This window comes from Paraperibacillus marinus, assembly GCF_046237605.1.
Taxonomy (GTDB): domain Bacteria; phylum Bacillota; class Bacilli; order Bacillales; family DSM-1321; genus Paraperibacillus; species Paraperibacillus marinus.
The window spans coordinates 4300648-4318430 of sequence record NZ_CP143542.1 but is presented as its reverse complement, the minus strand read 5'-3'; the positions used below and the strand labels follow the sequence as shown (position 1 = coordinate 4318430).

Sequence of the window (17783 nt, the reverse complement as noted above, 5' to 3'; positions counted from 1 at the left end):
GCTTTTTGGAAAATAAGGTTTATGGGAGAATATTGCCTGCAGCACGATAAATGCTGTACCACTCTTCACGAGTGAGGTGGACATCGCCTGCTTTGATACACTCTTGTAAGCGGCCGGTATTCATGGTGCCGATCACAGGCTGCATATGTGCCGGGTGGCGCAGTAGCCAGGCAACAGCTATCGTCGTATTGCTGACATTATATTTTGCTGCAATTTCGTCGATTTGCTTGTTCAGTTCAGGGAATTTCTCGTTTCCAAGAAATACGCCTTCAAAGAATCCGAATTGGAATGGAGACCACGGCTGGATGGTGATGTCATGAAGGCGGCAGTAGTCCAGCACACTGCCGTCACGCTCCACCGCTGAATCGTTTTCCATGTTTACATTGATCCCGTTTGAAATCATATTGGCATTGGTGATGCTGAGCTGAAGCTGGTTGGCGACCAGGGGCTGTTTCACATATTTCCTCAGCAGCTCGATCTGCATTGGCTTTTGGTTGGAAACACCAAAGTGGCGCACCTTTCCTGAAGTCTCGAGAATATCGAATGCTTCTGCTACTTCTTCCGGCTCCACTAAGGCATCCGGGCGGTGAAGCAGGAGGATATCAAGATAATCGGTTTTTAAGCGCTTTAAAATACCGTCGACTGACTCAAGGATATAGTCTTTGGAGAAATCGAACATTCCTTTGCGGATGCCGCATTTAGACTGGAGGATCATCTTCTCGCGCACGCCGGCACTCATGCCTGCAGCATCTGCGAAGATTTCCTCGCATTCTCCGCTGCCGTAAATATCCGCATGGTCAAAGAAGTTGGCACCTTCATCAAGTGCGGTCTGTACAAAGCGCTCCGCCTCGGCTTTATCCAGGGAATTGATGCGCATGCACCCGACTGCAACAACAGGGACTTCTAATTGGCTGCTTCCAAGCTTCATCGTTCTCATGTTTAACATCCTCCAATATTGGAATATAGTAATAGCGTCACCGATTTTCCGGGACTTTTTAATGTAATTTTATTTTGACACAGAAGGGCGGCAGGCTCAATTTTTAAGGCATGCAAGTCTTCTGGCCACTTTAACGGGATAAAATGGAGTATAATAACAAAAAGTTCTTTACTAAGAGATAGTTGTTTTTTTAGAACTGATTTTTGTGAGTATTTTCGTAAAGGTGACTTCAGCTTATAATTTTACCTATCTGAGCCCTTGGTTCCTGTTTTCTTCACATAAAACCCGACTAAAGGAAGGTTTTCATTTTGAAGAATAAGCAGCTTTCAGGTGAGAAAAACGGAGATAAACTGTCATCTTTATTAGAAAAGATAGGCAGACAAGGGTTACAAGAGTGATATGGAATGCTAGGCATAAATCGACACGGAGATGAATCTGTCATTGATCCAGTTTTTGATAGGATAAAGATTATAGTAAAAAGAAAAAGATACAATGAGAGTGATGCTTTGATTTTAGGCTTAGAACTTCTTAATAAGTTTAAAGACCGGAATCAGGAAATACTAAAAATATTTGAATGGTTAAAAACAAATAAATGGGACTTTCTATTTGAAATGGAAAAGTATTATATAAGACTTGTGAAAAAACAACCTTAACAAAATCATCTCAAACAACAGGAGTAGGTAGCAGTGGATAAGCAAAACAGCAGGTATAGATGGGTCGTATTCGCCTCGGTATTATTTACATATTTTTTGATCGTCAGCCAGCGGACAGCACCAGGCTTGATTTCAGACCAGCTCATGAAGGACTTCAGTGTGACGGCTTCCACAATCGGACTGCTTACCAGCGTCCAGTTCCTTGCCTATTCCAGTCTGCAGGTCCCGATCGGGGTTCTGTCTGACCGGTTCGGGCCCAATTTCTTCCTTGTCTTTGGAACGCTGCTCACCGGGCTTGGTACCGTTTTATACAGCACAGCGCCGAATGAGCATATCCTTCTTGCGGCAAGGCTTATGGTCGGGATTGGGGATGCCACGATCTGGGTCAACCTGGTTCTGATTTTGAGCCAGTGGTTTAAGGTAAGAGAGTTTGTAGGACTGCTGGGCTTTGCCGGCATGTCCGGGAGCCTTGGTTTTTTAATGGCGACCGTTCCGTTTTCAGCCTGGATCGCTTTTTCAGGATGGCGGATGCCATTTTTCACAACAGGAATCATTCTGTGCGCCTGTTCGATGCTTCTATATGTTGTACTGATCAAGAAGCCGGCCCGCATGGAGAAGGATCTTCCCAAAAAAGAAAAGAAATCTTCAGTGAAACGGGAAAAAACATGGGTGCTCCTGCGCAGAATATTCAGTGACCGTCAGGCATGGGCAGCCTTTCTGTGTCACTTTGGGGCAGTCGGCACTTATGTGGGCTTCATTGGATCCTGGGCTGTGCCCTATGGCATGCATGTCTATGATATGAGCCGCTCTGAATCGAGCCAGCTCATCATGGTCGGCCTGCTGGGCGCGATCATCGGTGCCCCGCTCACCGGATGGATCTCAAGCCGCATCGATTCGATCAAGCGGCCATACGTGATCGTCCATATCTTTATCTGCCTGAGCTGGGCAGCCTTTCTGCTATACAGCGGCAAGCCGCCCATGTACATGCTGATTATCCTTTTCCTGATTATCGGATATGGAAATGGAGCCAGTTCACTTACTTTTGCCGTTGTGCGGAAATCCTTCGACATTAGGGAAGTGGGTGTCGTATCTGGCTTTGCGAACACGGGCGGCTTTTTGAGTGCGGTATTGCTGCCAAGCTTATTCGGTAAAGTATTGGATCATTTTAATAACTCGCCAGACAGTGTTGGCTACCATTATGGCTTCATGATCTCGGTTGTGTTCGCGGTGGTTGGGCTCGCCGGCGGCCTGCTGATCCGGGAACGCCGGGAAGGTCAGGAGACAAAGCCGATGGCCGGCTGATTTGCATCTTTGAAGGATCGGAGTAGTCCCGGTCCTTCTTTTTCGTTGTGAAAATCGTCAAGTTGTTTTTTCCTGAAAGTATTTACACATGATAAAAAAGGGGTATGGAGGAATAAGGGAAATTTTGAGGACCGTTGGATGGGAGTGCGTAAATGGATATATTAATGACAGTTCTTCTGCTGCTGGTCTGCCTGTTAATCTCAAATATTATCAGCCATTATGTTCAATTCATACCAGCAGCACTGATTCAGATAGGACTCGGTGTCCTCTTTGCACTGCTGTATAAAGATGTTTCGTTTGAGCTGGAGACAGAATGGTTTCTGCTGCTGTTCGTGGCTCCGCTTTTATATAATGATGGCCGGCATTTTCCCCGCGAAGAGCTGTGGAAGATGCGGGCACCCATCCTCGGGAATGCCATCATCCTGGTCTTATTGACCACCATTGCAGGCGGGTATTTCGTTCATTGGCTCATACCGGCCATTCCTGTTGCGGCCGCCCTTGCGCTTGCGGCCATTCTCTCGCCGACAGATCCGGTTGCGGTGAACGGGATTGCCAAAAGGGTCAGGCTGCCGGATAAGGTATTGAACCTGGTCAGGGGAGAATCGCTGATCAATGACGCTTCTGGCCTTGTAGCATTCAATTATGCGGTGGCGGCAGTGGTAACGGGCTATTTTTCTTTAAAGTCCGCCGTCTTTGATTTTACGTATATGTTTATCGCTGGTGCCGTACTCGGCCTTGTCCTTGGCTTTCTCATAACCTGGTTCAGGTTCACACTGAGACAGAATGGGATTGAGGATGTTATCTTCCATTCGCTGCTTCAGATCATGACACCCTTCCTGATCTTTATCATAACGGAGGAATTCCTTCACGCTTCAGGGGTCATTGCGGTGGTGGTGGCAGGGATTGTTCATGCCCTTGTCAAGGAGCATACTGAAACGATGGTGGCGGAAGAGCAGGTTCTCACCGAGAATATCTGGTCCATGATTTCTTTTATTCTAAACGGCATTGTCTTCCTGCTGCTGGGATTAAAAATCCCTTCTTCCATCAAGGAATCTGTGAAGGATCCGAATATAGGAAATTGGCAGCTGGTCGGGTATGCCATCGCCATTGGTGTGGCGATACTCGGTATCCGCTTTGTCTGGGCGCATCTGTTTGCCACTTATGAATATCATGCAGGGCAGGGAGAAAAGCCCACGATCAGGACAACCCTGCTGGTCAGCCTGACAGGTGTCCGCGGATCCATCGCCATGGCAGGGGTGCTGTCAATCCCTATGGCTATTGACAGCGGTGCAGATTTTCCGGAGCGGTCATTGATCCTCTTTTTGGCAGCCGGGGTTATCTTGTTCACCCTGCTTGCCGCTACCATCCTGCTGCCCATATTGAGTAAGGAGGAAAGCTTAGGAGAGCTGGATGATTATCTGGATATAAATGAAGCGAAGAAAAAACTTCTGATTTCGGGGATAAGGAAGCTTCATTCCGAGATGAACGAAGAAAATGAAGCCGCAGCCTATGAGCTTATTGAAGAATATAAGTTCATGTTTCAGCAGGTCAGTCCGGCTTCGAATGCCGATCAGGATACGGATATGTATCAGGATAAAATGAACGAACTGCGGCTTGAGGCCATTAAGACAGAGCGTGATTATATTGAAAAAGAACTGGAAGACGGTGATATAGACCAGGAAACCTATGATCTGCTCCAGAAATTTTTTGATTACCGTGAAGAGGCACTCACTAGACATGCACAGTCTGGGTTCTCTTATCTGATCGGAAAAATGGCAAGAGCCTGGAGGAGGTTCAGGGGCCGCCAGCCGAAAGAGAAGGATGCGATGGAAGCTAAATGGCGTCTCGGCAAGTCTGTGCAGATGGAAGCACTCCAGGCAGCCATGGATCATCTGGAGGGTTTAAAGGACAGCGAGCGCAAGGACATGGTGAATGTGGTGATTCTGGATTATAAAAGGATGATCAACCGGCTTAAGGCACCTTCCTCCCATGATAATACGGAGAAGGAAGAAGAGAAGGAAGAGCTGCGGATCAGGGTGATGGATCTGGAGCGTTCAAAGATCCGGACTATGCTTGAGGCAGGCGAAATCTCAAGAAGTCAGGCTAAAGAGTTAAGAAGATTTATCAATTATCATGAAAGCATTATGCTCCAGGAATATACAGAGTGAAAAAAGAAGCAGCTGCCGGCTATGTCAGCTGCTTCTTTCAAGGGAGCGGTTTCTGTAAATTGACATCGATTGCCGGGACTCGATAATATGGATGTAAACCATGAGAAGTTCATAGATAAAAGGGTAGGAAACCAGAAGGAGGAAGCAATGAGTAACGTAGAGACTAAAGCAATGGAGTTTGACACTGCCAACATAATGGAAGCGCTTTACGGACCTGGGATATTAGGGCTGAAAGGAGCCTTCAGCCGTCAATTTGCAAAAGAGCTTGGCGAAGATATTGCTGTACTGTATGAAGAAGCGTTAAAAAGGCCCGGCGGAGCAGTGGGCCGCGGCCCGAAGCGCCATTATGTCGAGATTCATCCTGAGGATATCCGGGGCTTCGTTGAACTGGTTACCCATCCATGGGTGAAAGCCGTCTGCGAATCGGTGCTTGGACCCGATTACAAGATAGTCGAAATTGGCTTCGATGTGCCGAATCCTGGGGCGGTAAACCAGCCCTGGCACCGGGATTTCCCCGCACCTGAAGACACTGTGAAGGGCCGACGTCTGAATTCTTTGGCATTCAACCTTACAACCGTAGATGTAGAGGCCGATATGGGGCCGTTTGAAATTGCTCCCGGAACTCAGTGGGACGATTCTTCACAATTTGAACATGAAATGTTTCCTCCAAAGGAACTTTATTCCCGTTATGAGGAAAAAGCTGAACAAAAGATGCCGAAGATGGGGGACATATCTGTCCGCTCCGCTTTGACCATCCACCGTGGAACCGCCAATCATTCGGACAAGGCGAGGCCGGTATTGGTGCTCGGGGTCGATGCACCTGGTGCGAATAACCATGAGCGGCATGATCTGCAGATTACCAGGAAGTTTTATGACAGCCTGCCGGAAGAACTGAAGAGGCATCTGTTCTGCAGGGTTGTAGACGAACTCGAAGTGATCGTCCAGGGCCACAGCATCGAGGGGCTGATGATGGGAGAAGCCTGAATATAAAAAAAGGATACCGGCAGCCGGTATCCTTTTTTTACTCCGCACCTTCAATGGCCTCTACAATTCTTTCGCAAATTTCATGGGTAATCAATGAGTCCTTTATGGAAGGGTTGGGTGTCTTTCTCTCCCGCACACAGTCGATGAAGTGGCCGGCCATCTGGTAGAAGCCCCGTTTAAAGAGGGTAGGCTCCCAGTCACCGAAGCCTGTGAGGCTGACGTCTTTATTATGGTAATGTACCGTCTCGACGAGGGACTTCACCACAAACTTGTGCTGTCCGGTATTGTATTCGATCACTTCCTCGGTCACCCCTCCATCGCGGTTCATGATACCGATGCCAATGCATCCATCACCGATAAGCTGTACCACCAGCTGATGAAGCAGACCCTCTTTTTTCAGGAATTCTGTCTTTACCTCCAAAACCTCGGTATCCATCAGAAACCTCAGCGTATCCACTACATGGATAAAGTCCTCCACCACATATCTCCGCGTGTGATCCGGAGATGAAAAGCGGTTCTTCTGCATAAGGATCAGGCTTGCCTTCCCATGGTCCTTCAGGCTATTAACAGGCGGAATAAAGCGCCGGTTGAACCCGACCATCGCAATCCGGTTCTTTTCCTCAGCCAGCTCCACAATCCTTCTTGTTTCGTTTAAATGCAGAGATATTGGTTTATCAATATATACATCTATCCCGGCCAGTAGCAGTGTCTCTGCCATTTCAAAGTGTGCCTCTGTAGCGGTGCTGATGAAGGCCGCATCAATGTTTTTCGCAATCAGCTCATCGACGGTCTGAACCTTTTCCGGGATCCGGTATTTGCGTGAAAACTTATTCAGTATGTCGATATTCCTCGTGCAAAGAACCAGCTCAATTCCTTCCTGCTCACTAAGCACCGGCAAATAAGCCTTTGCCGCAATATCCCCAATTCCAATGATTCCAATTTTCATGTTCTTCACCCCGAGCCTTTCTTTTGCCTTTGAGTTTATCACATACACCGTACCGGAGGCATTCAGCGAGTACTGAGAAAATAACTAGAGCGCTGCTCTTTAGCAGCGCTCACTTTATAATGGTTTTGGCTTTTAAGGCGGTTTAGAACCGTTTTGCCTTAATTTGGAGTTCCATTTGGTCGTAAAGAGTCGATTAGAACCATTTTGTCTTAGCTGGGAGCTCGTTTTGGTTGTAAAGCGTGAATTAGAACCATTTTGTCTTAACGGAGAGCCCAATTTGGTTTTAAAGCGTCAATTAGAACCGATTTGCTTTAACGGAGAGCCCATTTTGGTCGTAAAGCGTCAATTAGAACCATTTTGTCTTCACTGAGAGCTCAATTTGCTCGTAAAGCGTCAATTAGAACCATTTTGTCTTCACTGGGAGCTCAATTTGGTTTTAAAGAGACAATTAGAACCATTTTGCTTTAACTGAGAGCTCAATTTGGTTGTAAAGCTTCAGTTAGAACCGATCTGCCTTCACTGAGAGCTCACTTTGGTCGTAAAGAGATAATTAGAACCGTTTTGCTTCACAACGGTCTTGCCCGGCATTTTTATAGACTCAAAGAGCAAGAATCAGGACGAAATCCTATACATTTCCGGTTAAAATAAATATATAAAAGAGCCATTACGAGAATGGAGGAACAGGCGTGTCTTCACTCAATTTTTCCTTTGAGGAGATGTGGGATAAAATCATGGCGTGCGACCGGGCATATGACGGGCTGTTTTATACAGCCGTCAAAACGACACGCATCTACTGCAGGCCGTCCTGCCGGTCACGGAAGCCCAAGAAAGTGAATGTTGAATTTTTCAGGCTGAAGCATGAAGCGGAGGCAGCCGGATACCGCGCCTGCAAACGATGCCAGCCGGAAGTGGAGAGGTCCCCGCATGAGAGCCTGGTACAGGAGATCGCCGCTTATCTAGCTGGCCATTATAAAGAGAGTGTGACGCTCGCTGATATCAGCAGGCAGATTGGGGTCAGCGCATCTTATTTGGAACGGGTTTTCAAGGCTGAGACGAATGAGACTCCCCGCTCTTACCTGGATAAGGTCCGGATCGATAAAGCAGCCCATATGCTTAGGCAGACAGATTTGAGCGGCGCAGAAATCAGCTATGAAGCGGGCTTCCACAGCCTCTCGAATTTTTACAAAGTCTTCCGCAGCTTAATGCACTGTTCTCCCGGTGAATATCGTTCCGCCCTGAAGGATGGGGACATGTAATGGAGAGGATCCTCTTGGAGATAAAGAGACCGCCGCATTTCAATTTTCCGGAAGTTCTGGCATTCCTAAACCGGTCGAGTGAGGAAGTGCTGCACCGGATAGAAGGGAGCGCCCTGTTTAAACTGATAAAAGCGGAAGGTGAAAGAATCCTGATCAAGGTTACCTGCGAGGAAGGCCGAATCCTTTTAGAATTTCCAGCAGGAGCTTCTCTGAACGGCCAAATAGCCGCCGCCGGATATATCAGGGAATGGCTGGACCTGGATCGCAATTTAACTGGCTTTTATCAAATGGCGGCGGGGGATCCTGTTATCGGGGATTTAGCGGGAAGGTTCAAGGGCCTCAGGCTGGTCGGCATACCAGACTTGTTTGAAGCTCTTTCCTGGGCAGTCATCGGGCAGCAGATCAATCTTTCGTATGCCTATAAGATTAAAAAACGTTTTGTAGAGAGGTACGGGGAAAAGGCGGATTATGGCGGGGAAACTTACTGGATTTTTCCGGACTGCAGGCTGATAGCCGCCCTTGGGACGGAGGATCTGACACAGCTGTCATTCACAAAAAGGAAAGCAGAATATATAATCGGGATAGCAAACCTCATGGCAGGCGGGAAGCTCACTACAGAAAGCCTGCGGCAGGCAGGGGGCTTCAAAGAGAAGAAGGTTCTGCTGATGAACATAAGGGGAGTGGGTGCATGGACGGCAGAATATGTCCTGATGAAGTGCCTTCGTGAACCTTCAGCCCTGCCCGCTGGCGATGCCGGTTTTCAGAATGCCCTGAAAGAACAGCTGGGCCTTGCGCGCAAGCCGTCACCAGATGAAATCAATAGCGCTGCAGCCCGGTGGAGAGGGTGGGAAGCATATGCAGTGTTCTATCTATGGAGGTCTTTATATGATTGAGCTATATACAGCAGATTACGAATCACCGGTTGGGGTGATTGAAATCAAAGGAACAGATGAAGGGGTCTTCTCCATCCTGTTCACGGATAAAAAAGAAGCAGAGGAGATACTTTCAACCCGTGCGCCCGGACCGGTTAAGGAGTGCTATGTTCAGCTTCATGAGTATTTTACAGGAGACAGGATGGATTTTACTTTTCCCTATCTCCTGAATGGCACTCCCTTTCAGCAGAATGTCTGGAAGGCGCTGACTGCCATTCCTTATGCAAAAACCGGTACCTATAAAAACATCGCAGCTGCCATCGGCAATGAGAAAGCAATCCGCGCGGTAGGCACAGCAAATGGAAGAAACCGCCTCAGCATTGTCATCCCCTGCCATCGCATCATCGGCACAAACGGGACCTTGACAGGCTATGCTGGCGGACTATGGAGGAAGGAATGGCTGCTCCGCCATGAAGAAGCCGTCCTGGCTAAACAGAATCAATGAACCGCCGGCCTTGGATGCCGGCTTTTCTTATGCCATAAAACAGTTCCATGCATGTTGACACGCGATTGCAGGATATGATATTTAATAAGGGGGTTAGCACTCGGATGTAAAGAGTGCTAAAAGATAAAATCGCAGGAGGAGAAAAACGAATGGTCAAGACACAGTTTAAAGCTGAATCAAAAAGGCTTATGGAAATGATGATCAACTCCATTTATTCTCATCGGGAAATATTTTTGAGAGAGTTGATTTCAAACGCCAGCGATGCAATCGACAAAATTTATTACAAGGCACTGACCGATGACACATTGAATTTCGATAAAGACAGCTATTACATAAAAGTGGCGGCAGATAAAGATTCCCGGACTCTTACCATCACAGATACCGGGATCGGGATGACAGCTGAAGAGCTGGAAAACAATCTCGGTACCATCGCAAAGAGCGGCTCTCTGGCTTTCAAGAAGGAAAACGAAGTGGAGGAAGACCACGGAATCATCGGACAGTTCGGTGTGGGCTTTTACTCCGCCTTCATGGTGGCTGACAAGGTGACTGTAGTCTCCAGGGCACTTGGAAGCACTGAAGCCTTTAAATGGGAATCAGAGGGTGCGGACGGCTATACGCTTGAGCCTTGTGAAAAAGAGGCAGTGGGTACAGAGATTACGATGTACATCAAGGAAAACAGCGATGAGGAAAGCTATGATGAATTTCTTGAAGAATACCGCTTGAAGGCGATCATTAAGAAATACTCAGACTTCATCCGCTATCCAATCAAGATGGAAGTGAGCGCTCAAAAGCCTAAGGAAGGCAGCGAGGATGAACTGGAGGAAGTAAAAGAAGAACAGACCATCAACAGCATGGTGCCTATTTGGAGAAAGAACAAAAGCGAGCTTACGCCGGAGGATTATGAAAACTTTTATGCTGAAAAGCACTATGGCTTTGATAAGCCGCTTAAATCCATTCACATAAGCGTGGACGGAGCCGTACGCTATCATGCGGTATTATTCATCCCTGAAAAAACACCATTTGACTTTTACTCACCGGAATATGAGAAAGGGCTGGAGCTGTATTCCAATGGTGTGCTGATCATGAATAAAAGTGCGGAACTGCTTCCGGATTATTTCAGCTTTGTTAAGGGAATGGTAGAATCCGATGATTTATCCCTGAATATATCAAGGGAAATCCTCCAGCATGACCGCCAGCTTAAGCTGATTGCCAAGAACATTAACAAAAAGATCAAATCAGAGCTGCAAAGTCTGCTCAAGAACGAACGGGAAAAATATGAAGCGTTTTATAAGTCGTTCGGCCGCCAGCTTAAATTTGGGGTTTACAGCGACTATGGCACCCATAAAGAAACACTCCAGGATCTCTTGATGTTCTATTCGTCTAAGGAAAAAGGGCTTGTCACCCTTGCTGAATATGTATCCAGAATGCCGGAAGACCAAAAATACATTTACTATGCATCCGGGGAATCCAATGAAAGGATTGAAAGGCTGCCACAGACGGAAATGGTTGCTGACAAGGGATATGAGATCCTCTTCTTTACAGAAGAAATCGACGAGTTTGCCATCAAAATGCTGATGTCTTATCAGGATAAAGAATTCCGCTCCGTATCAAGCGCCGATCTTGGCCTTGAAGAAGAAGGGGATAAGGAAGCTTCCGATTCAGAAGAAAATAAGGAGCTATTCCAATACATGAAAGAGGCCCTCTCAGGCAAAGTGAAGGATGTACGCATCTCTAAGCGCCTGAAGAGCCATCCGGTCTGTCTATCTGCTGAAGGCCAGGTTTCCATCGAAATGGAAAAGATTCTGAAGGCAATGCCGGACAGCCAGAATGTCCAGGCAGAAAAGGTGCTCGAAATCAATCCGGGCCACGAAGTATTCACTGCCCTGAAAGCCGCCTTAGAACAGGATAAGCAGAAGCTTTCCCTATATACGAATCTGCTCTATAATCAGGCGCTCCTGATTGAAGGTCTTCCAATCGAGGATCCGGTTGATTTTACGAACGATATCTGCAAAATTATGGTCTGAAAATGAATAATATCCAGGGAGCATGGCCAGCCATGCTCCTTTTCTTTGGAAAAGGGGCGGAGCTGCATGGATTAAAAGGCTTCCTGCAGCTGGGTGCGAACATCATGCATCTTCCTGGCATTCCTGGTGTGTCTTGTTCCGCTCCACCGCCTTATTGTGTTTGTTTCTGCTCTTCCGTATGTTCTTTTCCATACATGGTTGTGAGTAGTAGAAGACTCATGTGGGTTTTTTGTATTTTTGAAATCAAAAAGTTAGAAAAGAAATAACTAATTAACCTGATCATGGGTATAACAGAAGAAAGCAATCCATTTCTGTTTATACTTAAGATCAGGAGGAAAATCGATGGAATGGAAAGGTAGAAGAGGAAGCTCGAATGTAGAAGACCGCAGGGGAATGGGCGGCGGCAAACTGGTTGGCGGCGGCATTGGCGGCATCATCCTTGTGCTAATCGTGACCCTTATGGGCGGCAATCCTGGGGATCTCTTGAATAATATGGGCATGACCGATCCGGGATCCCGTTCGGATGCTCCCTATGAAGAGTCAGCAGAGGAAAAAGAACTGGCCCAGTTCGTCTCAGTGGTCCTTGCTGATACAGAGGATGTGTGGACGGAGGTTTTTGAAGAAGAAGGCAGGGTCTATGAGAAGCCGACCCTGGTATTATATACAGACAGCGTGCAGTCTGCATGCGGGACAGCCGGTTCATCGGTAGGGCCATTCTATTGTCCGGGCGACCAGAAGCTTTACATTGATCTAAGTTTTTATGATGAACTGCAGCAGAAATTCCAGGCACCAGGCGATTTTGCCATGGCCTATGTTATAGCGCATGAAGTCGGCCACCATGTACAGAACCTGCTCGGGTCCATGGGAAGGACAGCGGGCGGCGGAAAGTCCAATGAACAATCGGTCCGCCTTGAGCTTCAGGCTGACTACCTCGCAGGCGTATGGGCTCATCATGCCCAGGGCATGGACGTGCTTGAGAAAGGCGACCTGGAGGAAGCCATGAATGCAGCAAGCGCCGTCGGAGATGATACCCTCCAGAAAAAGGCTCAGGGGTATGCAGTACCCGAAAGCTTCACACACGGAACATCAGAGCAGCGGAAGCGCTGGTTCTACAAAGGATTCGAAAACGGGACCATTGAAGGCGGAGACACCTTCAGGGCGAAAAATCTATAAAACCGGAGCCTGTTTCCTTAGGGGGCAGGCTTTTTGTATGTCTGCGGAATCAGGCACATACAACCTCTAATGCCGGACATTAGAGGCTTTATTTTTTCATGAACAAAATGAACAAAATGTCCTTAATGTTTTTTATGCTCTTTAAATTTATAAACTTTATTAGTTCTTTTATTTTTGTAAAATCAAGAAAACGCTTACAAGGAGGATTCATATGTTATCGATCAAGAAGATTTATGCAGTTATAGGTGCGGGGGCCTTAATGTTAAGCCTGGCTGCCTGCAGCAGCGGCAATGATACAGTGTCTGGAAGCTCCAAGACTGGATACCCGAAAAAAGCCATCACCGTTGTTGCCCCATCTGGAGCCGGTGGAGGCTGGGACTTGACTGCCCGGTCTTTTACGAAGGTTCTCAGTGAGACGAAGCTCGTGAAGCAGCCTTTGACTGTAGAGAATAAACCGGGAGGAGGCGGAGCTGTTTTCATGGCGGAATATGCAACACAGCAGGCACAGAATGAGGACATGCTCCTGGTCAACTCCCCGCCGATCATTATCAATAATCTTAAAAAGGAAGGCAACAGCCCATACGGCTATAAAAACACAACACCGCTTGCCCAGCTTACAAAGGATTTTGGAGCGATCGTGGTTAAGGCGGATTCTAAGTTCACCGATTTAAAGTCTGTCCTTGAAGAAGTCAAAAAGGATCCTAAGAAGCTTACTTTTGCCGGCGGATCGGCCCCAGGTTCAATGGATCATCTAATCTCAGTCCTGCCGGCTTATAAGTACGGATTAGATCCGACAAAGCTTAAATATGTTTCCTATGATGGCGGAGGGGAAGCGATCACTGCCCTTCTTGGCGGCAATGCCGATGTTATCGGAACCGATGCCTCAAGTGTAAAAGAGTTCCTGAAGGCAGGGAAAGTAAAAGTGCTTGCTGTCACTGCTTCTGAAAGATTAAGCGGGGATTATAAAGAGGTGCCTACGGCAAAAGAACAGGGAATTGACGCAGAGTTCACCATCTGGAGAGGTGTATTCGGCCCTGAAAAAATGAGTGCTGAGGCTAAATCATACTGGGAAAAGACGATCGCAAAGCTGGTAAAATCGCCAGAGTGGAAAAAGGAAGTGGAGACACAGGGCTGGGAAATGGAGTACAGAAATGGTTCTGATTTCAAAAAGTTCCTGGGTGAACAGGAAAGCCAGGTTCAGGAGCTTTTGGAATCGCTCGGTATGCAGAAGTAAAACTAAACGGGGCTGTCCCTGGTTTTAAGGGCCAGCCTCATTAAATTATTCAGAAATTGGGTGATGAAATGGACCTCAAATTTGATCATATTGCGGCTGTCTTATTCCTTGCGGCCGGCGTATTTTTTATTGTGGGAAGCCGAAATATCGGCCAATCTGCATATGGAAGCGTAGTAGGCCCTGATATTTTCCCCTTATTCCTCGGCATAATCCTTGTTTTGTTAAGCATCCGCTTATTTTACGAGACAATGTGTACGAACGTTGAGGGAGGAAAAAAAGACAAGCTGGAATATAAGACCTTTTTCATTATCCTGGCAGCTGCTCTTCTGTATATTCTGACACTTGAAACGATTGGCTACGTAATAACCACCTTCGTTTTTTTGTTCATCAGTTTTCAAGCAATGGAGCGCAGCAAGTGGATTACATCGCTTATCATCTCCGCCGTTTTTTCCGGGGTTGTTTATTTCTTATTTGTCGATGTATTGAAAGGGACACTGCCCGGATGGCCCATCTGGTTTTCATAATAGAAAGGAGACTGCATGATGAGTACGCTGGATTTTTTGATTCACGGTTTTGGAACTGCCCTTATCTGGTATAACTTAATATTTGCCTTCGCGGGCGTATTGATTGGGACAGCTGTCGGTGTGCTTCCCGGAATCGGCCCAATGAGCGGGGTGGCGCTCCTTATTCCTGTCACTGCTTCTATTACAGGAGGGCTCCCGCCTGAACAGGCTGCGGCAAGTGCGATCATCCTGCTGGCAGGGGTCTATTATGGGGCCATGTATGGCGGATCGACTACATCCATTTTATTAAATACACCTGGTGAGTCATCCTCGGTGGTGACGACTTTAGATGGTTATCAGATGGCGAAAAAGGGGAGAGCCGGCAGCGCATTATCCATTGCCGCCATCGGCTCATTTGCTGCGGGCATTTTCACCCTTGCTGCACTTATTGTACTGGCTAAGCCGCTGTCAAACGTTGCTCTGAAGTTTGGCCCGGCTGAATACTTTTCGCTAATGCTGCTTGGGTTGGGTGCCGTCAGCGGATTGGCTGGAAAATCTGTGACCAAGGCGCTGATCATGACCGTCAGCGGACTATTGCTTGGTACGATTGGAATTGACAGTGTTTCTGGCATTGCAAGATTCACCTTTGATATCCCCTGGCTCTATCAGGGGATAGAGTTCCTTACCATAGCTGTAGGATTGTTTGCCCTTGGAGAAGTCTTTAAGACAATCCTTGAAAATGAAGAAGAGGATACCAATATCGCTAAGATCAACAATATGCTGCCAACAAGGGAAGAAATGAAGGAATCAGCTGGGCCCATAGCAAGGGGATCGATTCTGGGATTCTTTATCGGCATCCTTCCGGGTGCTGGAGCAACGCTTGCTTCCTTCTTTTCCTATATCTTTGAAAAAAAGATCTCAAAAACACCTGAAAAATTTGGCACTGGGACAATTGCCGGCGTGGCTGCACCAGAATCCGCCAATAACGCTGCATCCGGAGGAGCCATGATACCCTTATTGACATTGGGGATACCGGGCTCCGGGACTACTGCCATTTTGATGGGTGCATTAATGATGTACAATGTTCAGCCAGGTCCGCTGCTTTTTGAAGATCATCCACAGGTGGCCTGGGGATTGATAGCCAGTATGTTCATCGGCAATGTCATGCTGCTGATACTGAATCTGCCTCTGGTTAAGGTATTTGCGAAAATTATCCAGACGCCAAAGCAGTTTTTGATTCCGATCATTATCGCCATCTCGATATTCGGCGTGTATGCAGTCCAGGTTTCTACAAACGACCTCCTGCTCCTTTTGGTCTGCGGCGTGCTGGGATATTTCCTAAGCAAGTATGATTATCCGATTGCACCGCTCGTGCTTGGCCTGGTACTCGGGCCGATGATAGAAAATAATTTCCGCCGTGCCCTGACCATATCAAATGGGGATTATAGTATTTTTGTGATACGTCCCATCTCAGCGGTGTTTCTGATTGTGGCGGTGCTATGGCTGCTCATTCCGGTTGTTTTGAAGAAGAAAGGAAAGAATGTCATTATAAATGAAGCAGCATAACTGGTAATAATCAGATAATTTTGAAAAGCTCCTTTTTTTAAGGAGTTTTTTTAGTATGATGATATAGAGGTGTGAACATTGCGGTTACATACAAAATTAATGCTTGGGATATGTGTACTAATCATCCTTATGGGAGGATTTTTCGAGTACACCTTCATAACGATAATGGAAGATAATCTGAAACATGAAAAAGGCACAAAAGCGTTGTCGGTGGCTGAAACACTGTCTAATATGCCATCCATCCAGGAGGCTTTTTTTGATAAAAACCCTGCCGCTGTCATTCAGCCTATTGCAGAAAAGGTCCGGGAAGAAGTGGGAGCAGAATTTATCGTGATCGGGAATCGCAATGAAATCAGGTACTCCCACCCAAATCCAAAAATGATAGGACAAAAGATGGTTGGTGGCGATAACGGCCAGGTTTTTAATGGACACTCCTCAATCACAGAATCGACTGGCACCCTCGGCCCTTCTCTGAGGGGAAAGGCACCTGTATTCAGTGGTGGAGAAGTAATTGGGGTTGTTTCTGTCGGCTATTTACAGACTGATATCAAACAGGAGCTTTCCAAAATCACCAGGAAGATTTTTATCGTAAACCTGATTATTTTAGCAGGTGGATTACTCGCCGCCCTATTAATCTCGTTAAACATCAAGCGGGCTATTTTCGGACTCGAACCGAGGGAAATAGCCTGGATGTATCAGGAGAAGCATGCCATCCTGGAATCCATCCATGAAGGAATCATTGCCATCGATACTCTTGGGAAAATGACTGTTGTCAATGAAACCGCCCATAAAATCCTCGGCATACCAAATGACATATTCCTGCGCGGTAAAAAAATCGAGGATGTCATTGAGAATACGCATCTGCTGGAGGTTGCCCGCTCGGGCCAGGCGGAGCATGACCGGGAGCTCATGATACAGGGTGAAGTTTTCCTTGTAAACCGGATACCTATTTTAGACAAAAAGGGTGTAGTGATTGGTGCTGTAGCAAGCCTTCGCAGCAAATCAGAGCTGACAAGCCTCCTGCAGGAATTATCTCATGTAAAGGCATACGCTGAGGGCCTGCGCGCACAGACCCATGAATATTCGAACAGGCTCTATACCCTGCTGGGCTTGATTCAGCTGGGATCCTATAAAGAAGCGGTTGAATTTATTTCAAAGGAAGTCGACGTTACACAAGGCTTCATTCATTTCTTGATATCTGAAATTCCGGATCCGATCATTGCAGGATTTGTTTTAGGGAAAGTCAGCCTGGCAAGTGAACTGAAAATCAATTTTACCGTGGACCGCAGCAGCAGCTTCAAGGACGTCCCTGCTTCCATTGACAGGAAAAGCCTGGTCACGATCATTGGCAATCTAGTGAACAATGCCTTTGAAGCAGTAAGAGAAAATGAAAAGCGGGAAAAGCAGGTCTCACTCTTTTTAACAGACCTTGGCAGGGAACTCATTATAGAAGTGGAGGATAACGGAAAAGGGATTGCAGAAGGCGATGATTATAGAATTTTTCAAGAGGGTTTTTCTACAAAGAGTAAAAACAGCAATGCGGGAATCGGGCTGAGCCTGGTTAATGAAGCGGTCAAGAGTTTGGACGGCGCCATTACTTTTTCATCAGAAGTGGGCGAGGGCACAATATTTACGGTGGCGATACCTAAATAAGGGGTTG

At 46.9% G+C, this 17783-nt stretch carries 15 protein-coding genes; 13 read left to right on the top strand and 2 right to left on the bottom strand.

The window, feature by feature from the left end:
* Positions 1 to 19 precede the first annotated feature (19 nt).
* The gene (locus V1498_RS21665; RefSeq protein ID WP_409296269.1) at positions 20 to 937 is read right to left on the bottom strand and encodes an aldo/keto reductase family oxidoreductase; all 918 of its coding nucleotides are present in this window, start codon (positions 935 to 937) and stop codon (positions 20 to 22) included.
* Between the two features lie 404 nt (positions 938 to 1341).
* Between V1498_RS21665 and V1498_RS21660 the strand changes: the two genes are divergently transcribed.
* From V1498_RS21660 to V1498_RS21645, 4 genes are all read left to right on the top strand, one after another.
* Entirely contained in the window at positions 1342 to 1590 is a 249-nt protein-coding gene (locus V1498_RS21660; RefSeq protein ID WP_409296268.1) for a hypothetical protein, read from the top strand.
* A gap of 33 nt (positions 1591 to 1623) precedes the next feature.
* Positions 1624 to 2892 carry an MFS transporter gene (locus V1498_RS21655; RefSeq protein ID WP_409296266.1) on the top strand — a complete coding sequence of 423 codons (1269 nt, stop codon included), beginning with the start codon at positions 1624 to 1626 and terminating at the stop codon, positions 2890 to 2892.
* A gap of 152 nt (positions 2893 to 3044) precedes the next feature.
* On the top strand, positions 3045 to 5060 hold the full coding sequence (locus V1498_RS21650; RefSeq protein WP_409296264.1) for a Na+/H+ antiporter: 2016 nt from the start codon (positions 3045 to 3047) through the stop codon (positions 5058 to 5060).
* A gap of 147 nt (positions 5061 to 5207) precedes the next feature.
* Positions 5208 to 6044: a phytanoyl-CoA dioxygenase family protein gene (locus V1498_RS21645; RefSeq protein WP_409296262.1), complete on the top strand. Its 837-nt coding sequence runs from the start codon at positions 5208 to 5210 to the stop codon at positions 6042 to 6044.
* A gap of 37 nt (positions 6045 to 6081) precedes the next feature.
* Here V1498_RS21645 and V1498_RS21640 read toward each other — a convergent pair whose 3' ends face one another.
* Positions 6082 to 6990 carry a Gfo/Idh/MocA family protein gene (locus V1498_RS21640; RefSeq protein ID WP_409296260.1) on the bottom strand — a complete coding sequence of 303 codons (909 nt, stop codon included), beginning with the start codon at positions 6988 to 6990 and terminating at the stop codon, positions 6082 to 6084.
* A gap of 686 nt (positions 6991 to 7676) precedes the next feature.
* Here V1498_RS21640 and V1498_RS21635 point away from each other — a divergent pair.
* The 9 genes from V1498_RS21635 (at position 7677) to V1498_RS21595 (ending at position 17776) form a co-directional block, all read left to right on the top strand.
* Positions 7677 to 8246, top strand: coding sequence for a bifunctional transcriptional activator/DNA repair enzyme AdaA (locus V1498_RS21635; RefSeq protein WP_409296258.1), 570 nt, complete (start codon positions 7677 to 7679; stop codon positions 8244 to 8246).
* Between the two features lie 14 nt (positions 8247 to 8260).
* The gene (locus tag V1498_RS21630; RefSeq protein ID WP_409296256.1) at positions 8261 to 9139 is read left to right on the top strand and encodes a DNA-3-methyladenine glycosylase family protein; all 879 of its coding nucleotides are present in this window, start codon (positions 8261 to 8263) and stop codon (positions 9137 to 9139) included.
* Positions 9132 to 9623, top strand: coding sequence for a methylated-DNA--[protein]-cysteine S-methyltransferase (locus V1498_RS21625; RefSeq protein WP_409296254.1), 492 nt, complete (start codon positions 9132 to 9134; stop codon positions 9621 to 9623). The genes V1498_RS21630 and V1498_RS21625 overlap by 8 nt, the downstream gene beginning before the upstream one ends.
* A gap of 149 nt (positions 9624 to 9772) precedes the next feature.
* Positions 9773 to 11647, top strand: coding sequence for a molecular chaperone HtpG (gene htpG, locus V1498_RS21620; protein WP_409296252.1), 1875 nt, complete (start codon positions 9773 to 9775; stop codon positions 11645 to 11647).
* A gap of 342 nt (positions 11648 to 11989) precedes the next feature.
* Positions 11990 to 12820 carry a neutral zinc metallopeptidase gene (locus V1498_RS21615; RefSeq protein ID WP_409296250.1) on the top strand — a complete coding sequence of 277 codons (831 nt, stop codon included), beginning with the start codon at positions 11990 to 11992 and terminating at the stop codon, positions 12818 to 12820.
* A 211-nt stretch (positions 12821 to 13031) separates the two neighbouring features.
* A complete protein-coding gene (locus tag V1498_RS21610) occupies positions 13032 to 14054 on the top strand; it encodes a tripartite tricarboxylate transporter substrate binding protein (protein WP_409296249.1) in 1023 nt (340 codons plus the stop codon).
* A gap of 68 nt (positions 14055 to 14122) precedes the next feature.
* Positions 14123 to 14578, top strand: a complete 456-nt coding sequence (locus tag V1498_RS21605; protein ID WP_409296247.1) for a tripartite tricarboxylate transporter TctB family protein — start codon at positions 14123 to 14125, stop codon at positions 14576 to 14578.
* 18 nt (positions 14579 to 14596) lie between these two features.
* A complete protein-coding gene (locus V1498_RS21600; RefSeq protein ID WP_409296245.1) occupies positions 14597 to 16123 on the top strand; it encodes a tripartite tricarboxylate transporter permease in 1527 nt (508 codons plus the stop codon).
* Between the two features lie 78 nt (positions 16124 to 16201).
* A complete protein-coding gene (locus tag V1498_RS21595) occupies positions 16202 to 17776 on the top strand; it encodes an ATP-binding protein (RefSeq protein ID WP_409296243.1) in 1575 nt (524 codons plus the stop codon).
* Positions 17777 to 17783 lie beyond the last annotated feature (7 nt).

Coding starts and splice junctions, on each gene's coding strand:
- htpG (WP_409296252.1), top strand. CDS start 9,773: ATGGTCAAGACACAGTTTAAAGCTGAATCAAAAAGGCTTATGGAAATG.
- V1498_RS21615 (WP_409296250.1), top strand. CDS start 11,990: ATGGAATGGAAAGGTAGAAGAGGAAGCTCGAATGTAGAAGACCGCAGG.
- V1498_RS21605 (WP_409296247.1), top strand. CDS start 14,123: ATGGACCTCAAATTTGATCATATTGCGGCTGTCTTATTCCTTGCGGCC.
- V1498_RS21650 (WP_409296264.1), top strand. CDS start 3,045: ATGGATATATTAATGACAGTTCTTCTGCTGCTGGTCTGCCTGTTAATC.
- V1498_RS21645 (WP_409296262.1), top strand. CDS start 5,208: ATGAGTAACGTAGAGACTAAAGCAATGGAGTTTGACACTGCCAACATA.
- V1498_RS21625 (WP_409296254.1), top strand. CDS start 9,132: ATGATTGAGCTATATACAGCAGATTACGAATCACCGGTTGGGGTGATT.
- V1498_RS21640 (WP_409296260.1), bottom strand. CDS start 6,990: ATGAAAATTGGAATCATTGGAATTGGGGATATTGCGGCAAAGGCTTAT.
- V1498_RS21610 (WP_409296249.1), top strand. CDS start 13,032: ATGTTATCGATCAAGAAGATTTATGCAGTTATAGGTGCGGGGGCCTTA.
- V1498_RS21665 (WP_409296269.1), bottom strand. CDS start 937: ATGAGAACGATGAAGCTTGGAAGCAGCCAATTAGAAGTCCCTGTTGTT.
- V1498_RS21600 (WP_409296245.1), top strand. CDS start 14,597: ATGAGTACGCTGGATTTTTTGATTCACGGTTTTGGAACTGCCCTTATC.
- V1498_RS21660 (WP_409296268.1), top strand. CDS start 1,342: ATGCTAGGCATAAATCGACACGGAGATGAATCTGTCATTGATCCAGTT.